Origin of the sequence: Faecalicoccus sp. (assembly GCF_036552745.1) — a bacterium.
Classification (GTDB): domain Bacteria; phylum Bacillota_I; class Bacilli_A; order Erysipelotrichales; family Erysipelotrichaceae; genus Faecalicoccus.
The window spans coordinates 1-6,865 of sequence record NZ_JAXKBY010000092.1; the positions used below are offsets into that span (position 1 = coordinate 1).

At 42.3% G+C, this 6,865-nt stretch carries 7 protein-coding genes; 1 reads left to right on the forward strand and 6 read right to left on the reverse strand.

Translation table 11 applies throughout. The annotated features are described in order from the left end of the window. Nucleotides 1-45: 45 nt before the first annotated feature. From U0M88_RS04465 to U0M88_RS04480, 4 genes are all read right to left on the reverse strand, one after another. A complete protein-coding gene (locus U0M88_RS04465) occupies nt 46-969 on the reverse strand; it encodes a hypothetical protein (protein ID WP_331869032.1) in 924 nt (307 codons plus the stop codon). Further along, the gene (gene thrS, locus U0M88_RS04470; RefSeq protein ID WP_331869033.1) at nt 951-2,699 is read right to left on the reverse strand and encodes a threonine--tRNA ligase; all 1,749 of its coding nucleotides are present in this window, start codon (nt 2,697-2,699) and stop codon (nt 951-953) included. The genes U0M88_RS04465 and thrS overlap by 19 nt, the downstream gene beginning before the upstream one ends. Before the next feature lie 291 nt (nt 2,700-2,990). Beyond that, a complete protein-coding gene (gene feoB / locus U0M88_RS04475; RefSeq protein WP_331869034.1) occupies nt 2,991-5,021 on the reverse strand; it encodes a ferrous iron transport protein B in 2,031 nt (676 codons plus the stop codon). Further along, nucleotides 5,006-5,236 carry a FeoA family protein gene (locus U0M88_RS04480; protein ID WP_117445810.1) on the reverse strand — a complete coding sequence of 77 codons (231 nt, stop codon included), beginning with the start codon at nt 5,234-5,236 and terminating at the stop codon, nt 5,006-5,008. The genes feoB and U0M88_RS04480 overlap by 16 nt, the downstream gene beginning before the upstream one ends. A gap of 81 nt (nt 5,237-5,317) precedes the next feature. Here U0M88_RS04480 and U0M88_RS04485 point away from each other — a divergent pair, with 81 nt between their 5' ends. Next, nucleotides 5,318-5,665 carry an ArsR/SmtB family transcription factor gene (locus U0M88_RS04485; protein WP_117445811.1) on the forward strand — a complete coding sequence of 116 codons (348 nt, stop codon included), beginning with the start codon at nt 5,318-5,320 and terminating at the stop codon, nt 5,663-5,665. A gap of 37 nt (nt 5,666-5,702) precedes the next feature. On the opposite strand, the gene U0M88_RS04490 is transcribed toward U0M88_RS04485, so the two are convergent. Together U0M88_RS04490 and U0M88_RS04495 are read right to left on the reverse strand one after the other, a co-directional pair. Beyond that, nucleotides 5,703-6,080, reverse strand: a complete 378-nt coding sequence (locus tag U0M88_RS04490; RefSeq protein ID WP_117445812.1) for a RidA family protein — start codon at nt 6,078-6,080, stop codon at nt 5,703-5,705. A gap of 9 nt (nt 6,081-6,089) precedes the next feature. Further along, the coding region (locus U0M88_RS04495; RefSeq protein ID WP_331869035.1) for a pyridoxal-phosphate dependent enzyme at nt 6,090-6,865 on the reverse strand (776 nt) is incomplete at its 5' end.

The following is a 6,865-nucleotide window of genomic DNA, read 5'->3' on the forward strand; positions in this document are numbered from 1 at the left end:
CTCCCAAGTTTCCTCAGGAGTTCTTACTATCAAATTCTTCTGTACCTATTCAGCAATCAAGCCTTTTGGCAGTTCCATTTTAAATACCTTTAAGAAGTTCTCAATATCTTCTTTGGCATCTTTGCCTTTGACATAGCGAATGTTCTGCTGTTTCCATGTTTTGACTGCAATTTGTGTGTTTGGCAAACCTAAAGTTTCAGCCCCGGCATTGTCGATGGCACTTGTCAATGTATCTTCATCGGCATCCGCAATAAAGGTTTCAATACCTTCCAGAACACGACTTACTTTTTCTTGTTCATCAGCTTTGACAAACAGGGAAGCCTGTGGATAACCGGCATCTTCACTGCCTGTTTTTTCCTGCCATAATGCCTGCAAATCTTGCAGTACACTGAACTCTTTACCATTTTCTTTCGCTTTGGCAACGGTTGCCTGTGCAACCGGCTGTGCCAATAAGGCAACCTGCTGCTGACCGGTTAATAAAGCCTGTTGTGCTTCGGCAGCCGAAGAATACCATGTAACATTTAAGCCTTCTTCTTCCACCTGATTAAAGACAAGACCCGGTACGGCATTTTGTCCAAAAGCCGCAATGGAAGCCGTTTTTAAATCGATACCTTCCGGTCCTACCAGATATAGATTTCCCCATGTCAGTACCGCATCCAGATTATAGCTTTCACTTTCACTGTACACCTTGGCACCTAAATTCGTTGGTGCTACGATAATGTCGTATTCCCCGTCTTCCTTTGCCAATTCTGATGTCAGAAGATCGCTTCCATCCACATATTCGATGCTTACATCTTCCAGATCGGCCGCTCCCTGAATACTTAAAGCCGGCGCACCGGTCGGACATAAAATTGAAACCGGTTCTACTGTTTCTTCCTTTGGCGTTGACGAAGAGCAGGCTGTCATCGCAAATGCCAGTGCAGCTGCCAATGCCAGTTTAGTTCCTTTTTTTACTTTTTGAATAAACATTTATCTTCTACCTCTTTAGTGAATTTTTCCAATGCTTCCTGTAAAGCAACCGTAGTGGATTCTTTAGAACCACTCTTACGGATTGTTACCGTTTCGTTTTCCATTTCTCCATCACCGACAACGATCTGGTAAGGCACCTTTTTCATCTGGGCTTCACGTACACGATAGCCTAATTTTTCATTACGATCATCTAACTGTACACGCATACCCTGTGCTTGTAAAGCTTCTACAACTTTCTTGGCATAGTCCAGATGTTTTTCCTGATGAACCGGAATTACGACAAACTGCTGTGGAGCCAACCACAATGGGAAATGTCCACCAAAGTGTTCGATCAAAATTCCGATAAAACGTTCGATAGAACCATAGACAACTCGATGCAGCATGATCGGCGTTTGTTTTTTACCTTCGGAATCCACATACGTTGCGCCAAAACGTTCCGGCAGGTTCATATCCAGCTGTACGGTACCACACTGCCAAACTCGACCTAAGCTATCCTTGATATGGATATCCAGCTTCGGTCCATAGAATGCACCATCGCCCGGATTCACCTTGAAATCCTTACCGGCATAACGGCAGGCATTGGCCAGCGCTTTTTCGGACTGATCCCAGATTTCTTCGCTTCCGATATAACCTTCTTCCGGGCGAGTGGATAACTCAATATCATAAGAAAGTCCAAATACGCCATACATACGATCAATCAACATCAATACGTTTTTAACTTCTTCTTCAATCTGACCAGGCATCACAAAGATATGAGCATCATCCTGTGTAAATGTACGAACGCGGAACAAACCGTTCAAAGCCCCACTGGCTTCATGACGATGTACCTGTCCTAATTCTCCCATACGAAGCGGCAGATCTTTATACGAATGCAGATCATTGTTATAGACCAACAAAGCGCCCGGACAGTTCATCGGCTTGATCGCAAATTCACGATCATCGACCATTGTCGTGTACATATTGTCTTTATAGTGATCCCAGTGCCCGGAAGTTTCCCACAACTCACGTGACATGATGATCGGTGTTTTAATAAATTTATAGTTTTCTTTGGCATGTTCGTCATACCAGAACTGTTCCAACACATTACGCAGGATCATACCGTTAGGCAGGAAGATTGGCATACCCGGCGCATATTCCGATACCATAAACAAGCCCATTTCCTTTCCCAACTTTTTATGATCTCGTTTTTTCGCTTCTTCCAACGCTTCCAAATGCGCTTCTAATTCTTCTTTTGTTGGAAAGCAAATTCCATACACACGCTGCAGCTGTTTATTTTTGGCATCGCCTTTCCAATATGCACCGGAATGTTTCAGCAGCTTAAAGTTCTTACATTCTTTAACACTATCGACATGGGGTCCACGGCAAAGATCCGTAAATTCTCCCTGCGAATACACCGTGATCGTTCCATCTTCCAGATCCTGAATCAAATCTTCTTTATAAGGATCGTCTTTGAACATTTCCTGTGCTTCCGCTTTGGATACTTCTTTACGCACAATGCGCTTTCCATCCTTGGCAATCTTTTTCATCTCTTTGGCGATCTTTTCCAGATCGGCATCATTTAAACTGACATCGCCTAAATCCATATCGTAGTAGAATCCATCCTGAATGACAGGTCCTACCCAGAACTTAGCCTGTGGATACAGACGTTTCACAGCTTGTGCCATCATGTGCGCACAAGAGTGATTCAATTTGGAAAGATATTCATCTTCCAGTACATTCACTAATTCCATACATAATCTCCTTTTCCATATAAAAAGCGACAGCATCCAAAGGACGTCTGTCGCACGCGGTACCACCTTTGTTCACATAGAAATCTATGTGCACCTCATTTTCTTTTAACGCAAGAGTACGGCTCACTTTTTCAAGGGCAATTCAAAGGGAGTAAACAACAGTTTTGTCAGAAAGTTTTCACCAGCCACTTTCCTCTCTACATCCAAAGCTCTGCGTTCATATCCTTATCATCATTGTTGGCAAAATTATAGAATGACTTGCCCGCTTTGTCAAAGAAAACACTCTTTCTTTTACAAAATCAAGTTTCCTACCTGAAAGACGATGAAGCTAACAATCCATGCCACCGCAATTTGAAATACCATCGTCTGAAACATGTATAAGATTGAACCGCTCTCTTTTTTGATCGTTCCCAAACTGGCAACGCATGGTACATACAACAAACAAAACAACATCAGACAATATGCATTTAAAGCAGTAAAGCCTAATGAGGAAAGCTGAAGGCTTAATGCCTGCATGCCGGATAAACCGTTGATATTGGAAATACCAAACAAAACAGCGGTACTGGAAACGACCACTTCTTTGGCGCTGATTCCGGCCAAAAGGGCAACGCAGATCTGCCAGAACCCAAGTCCGGCCGGTGTCATAACAGGTACCAACAAATTTCCAATCAATGCCGCAAAGCTTAATGAAATATCCTGTGTATAGCCCTGCAGACCAAAGTGCATCAAGATCCAAACGATGATCGAGGCCACAAAGATCGTGGTTCCGGCCTTGCTTAAAAAGTCTTTGACTTTATCCCAGACATAAATAAAAACAGTATAAGCGCTTGGCATCTTATAAATCGGTAACTCGATCAACAATGGATTTTTGGTCGAATCTTTATCTTTTTTATGCAATAGCCAGGCAACAAATAAGGCAACGATGATTCCAATCAAGTACATACTGTAGGCTGCCAATGTCGCATACCGGCCAAAAAACATACCACTAAATAAGATATAGACCGGTAGTTTGGCACTGCAGGAAAAAAACGGTGTGACAAGCATGACTCGGTGCCTGTCTTTTTTTGATTCCAAAGCGCGGCTGGCCATAATAGCCGGTACCGTACATCCAAAACCTAAGACCATAGGAATAAAGGCTCTTCCGGAAAGACCTAAACGTCCCATGATATCGTTCATTACATACGCTACTCTTGCCATATAACCACTGTCTTCCAAAAAGGCAAGTGCCAAAAATAAGATGGCAATATTGGGCAGAAAGGTGATGATACCACCAACACCGCCGATAATTCCGTTTGTCACCAGATCTAATAACCAGTTGGATACATGCATCTGTTCAAAAAGATTCGTACACAACAAGATCAGCCAATCAACAAAGCCTTCTATATAACCTTTTAAAAAGTCTCCAAATAAAAATGTTAATCCAAAAACGGCCAACATCACAACCAAAAAGAACAACATTCCCCATACCGGATGGGTGACAACCGCATCGATCTTGTCTGTCAATTCTTCTTTTGATGTCTTCCCTAATAACACTTCATGTATGATTGCTTGGATATAATCGTATTTTTGATTGATGATTTGGGTATCTTCTCCATGATCTACAATATCCGAAAGATCGATCGCATATTTCTTTTGAATTTCCTGATCATTTTCCAATAGCTTAATCGCAATCCATCTGGGATTGATAATATGCGGATCTTGTCGTACCAATCGTTCCTGAATCCAAGAGATCTTACGCTCCAAATCCGCATCGTATTCCATCGCATAACGTTTGACCTGCTCTCCATGTATGGACTGCGGACGATGATTGACCTGTGTATTCTGCCCTTCCTGCTGATGACAGGCGGCATGCATCAAGGCTTGTATGCCTCGTTTTTTTCGAGCCGTGACCGGAATAACCGGAACCCCCAGAATTTCACTTAAACGATGTAAATCAATATCCATACCACGTTTGGCCACAATATCCATCATATTCAAAGACAAAACCATAGGTTTATTCAACTCCAAAAGCTGCAACGTCAAATATAGACTTCTTTCTAAACTGGAAGCATCAACCACATCAATGATCACATCCACCTGATCACTTAAAATAAACTGTCTGGATACTTGTTCCTCCATCGTATAAGATGTCAATGAATAGGTTCCCGGCAGATCTACCAGATGAATCGTCATGTCATGATCCTGAATAGCGCCTTCCATCCGTTCTACGGTAACACCCGGCCAGTTGGCCACTTTTAAATTGGCACCTGTATAGGCATTGAATAAAGTCGTCTTCCCACAATTAGGATTTCCGATAAAACCGACTGTTATTTCTTTTGACATGGTTCCACCTCAATTTCTTTTGTTAATTCATCACCCAGGGCAAATCTAGTACCTCGAAGGTTGATGACCATGGTGCCGTTATGTTTTTTCTGTATGATCGTTATCGCTGTATGAACCGTCATGCCCAAAGATTGCAGACGATCTTTTGTCTGAGCTGGTACATACAGCTGCAAGATCCTGTATTCCTTTTTACACTTTCCTTCACTTAATTTCATATTGGTTCCTTCTTTACTTTATTCATTATATGCATTTCTTTCCATTTGACAATCTAAAAGACATTCCACTATAATTCAGTCATGGAAAAAGAATATTTATATCAGACAAACGATCCCCAGCGCATTAAAGAAGCCCAGAAAAAAATGCCCGATACCTCTTCCATCGAGCAATTGGCTGACTTCTATAAGGTCATGGGAGATACGACGCGTTTAAAATTGTTGATGGCACTGGAAACCGGTGAGTTTTGTGCCAGTGATTTAGCCAATGTATCCCAGATGACACGCAGTGCAGTTTCCCATCAGTTGAAAACTCTCAAAAGCAATAAACTGGTCAAGAGTCGTAAAGAAGGAAAAACCGTCTATTATTCTTTAGATGATGAACACATACATTCTGTCTTAAAAGTTGCATTAGAACACATTCTTGAATAAAGCACAAAAACAGCCGTTTGGCTGTTTTTTTCTTATCCTATTCTTCAATAGCGGCAATGACTTCTACTTCCACCAGAACTTGTTTAGGCAGTTCTTTGACAGCTACACAGCTGCGGGCCGGTTTTTCAGTGATATACGATGCATAGACTTCATTAAAAGCCGCAAAATCTTTCATATCCGCTAAAAAGCATGTTGTCTTGATGACCTTGGAAAAGTCAGTTCCTGCTTCTTTTAAAATCTGTTCCAGATTTTTTAAGACCTGATTAGCCTGACTTTGAATATCACCGCCAACGATTTCACCGGTAACAGGATCCAAAGGAACCTGACCGGAAGTATATAGAACACCATTATGCACGACAGCCTGTGAATAAGGACCGATTGCAGCCGGTGCTTTCTCCGTATGTATTTTCTTCATGAAACCCTCCTATAGTAACTTAAAGCCTGCTTTGGTAAGACCTTCACGCACCGCTTTGATATGTTCAAAATTGCGCGTTTCCAAATTGATACGTAATACACAATCGGTAATATTGCTGCCTTCGCTGGCTTTTTCATAGTACACACTGTTGACGTTCGCACCATATTGCGCAATTGTAGCTGATACGCCCTGCAGCTGACCCGGTTTATCTTTCAGCTGAATGACTAAGGTATCACTGCGACCCGACTTCAACAAACCGCGTTCGATAACCTTGGAAAGAATCGTTACATCAATATTTCCTCCGGAAAGGATACAAGCCACATTCTTTCCTTTGACCGGTACTTTATTAAACATCACCGCAGCCACCGAAACGGCACCAGCTCCTTCGGTGATCAGCTTTTGATTTTCAATCAGAGAAAGAATAGCACCGGCCACCTCATCATCACTGACAGTTACGATATCATCTACATATTTCTGACAAAGATCAAACGTATGTGTACCCGGTTCTTTGACTTGAATACCATCCGCAATCGTATTGACACTTTCCAGTTGAATGATCTGTTCCTCTTTTAAGGACTGTACCATGCTGGCAGCACCCTCAGCCTGAACACCATACACCTTCACATTAGGATTCAAGCTTTTGATCGCAAAGGCAATACCACTGATTAGCCCACCGCCACCAACCGGAACGACAACCGCATCCAGATTCGGCAGCTGTTCCAACAGCTCCAGACCAATTGTTCCCTGTCCGGCAATCACGTCTTCATCATCAAAAGGATGAATAA

Bases quoted from the DNA above. Each gene is read 5' to 3' on its own strand.
- U0M88_RS04485 (WP_117445811.1), top strand. From the start codon at position 5,318: ATGGAAAAAGAATATTTATATCAGACAAACGATCCCCAGCGCATTAAA.
- U0M88_RS04490 (WP_117445812.1), bottom strand. From the start codon at position 6,080: ATGAAGAAAATACATACGGAGAAAGCACCGGCTGCAATCGGTCCTTAT.
- U0M88_RS04465 (WP_331869032.1), bottom strand. From the start codon at position 969: ATGTTTATTCAAAAAGTAAAAAAAGGAACTAAACTGGCATTGGCAGCT.
- thrS (WP_331869033.1), bottom strand. From the start codon at position 2,699: ATGGAATTAGTGAATGTACTGGAAGATGAATATCTTTCCAAATTGAAT.
- feoB (WP_331869034.1), bottom strand. From the start codon at position 5,021: ATGTCAAAAGAAATAACAGTCGGTTTTATCGGAAATCCTAATTGTGGG.
- U0M88_RS04480 (WP_117445810.1), bottom strand. From the start codon at position 5,236: ATGAAATTAAGTGAAGGAAAGTGTAAAAAGGAATACAGGATCTTGCAG.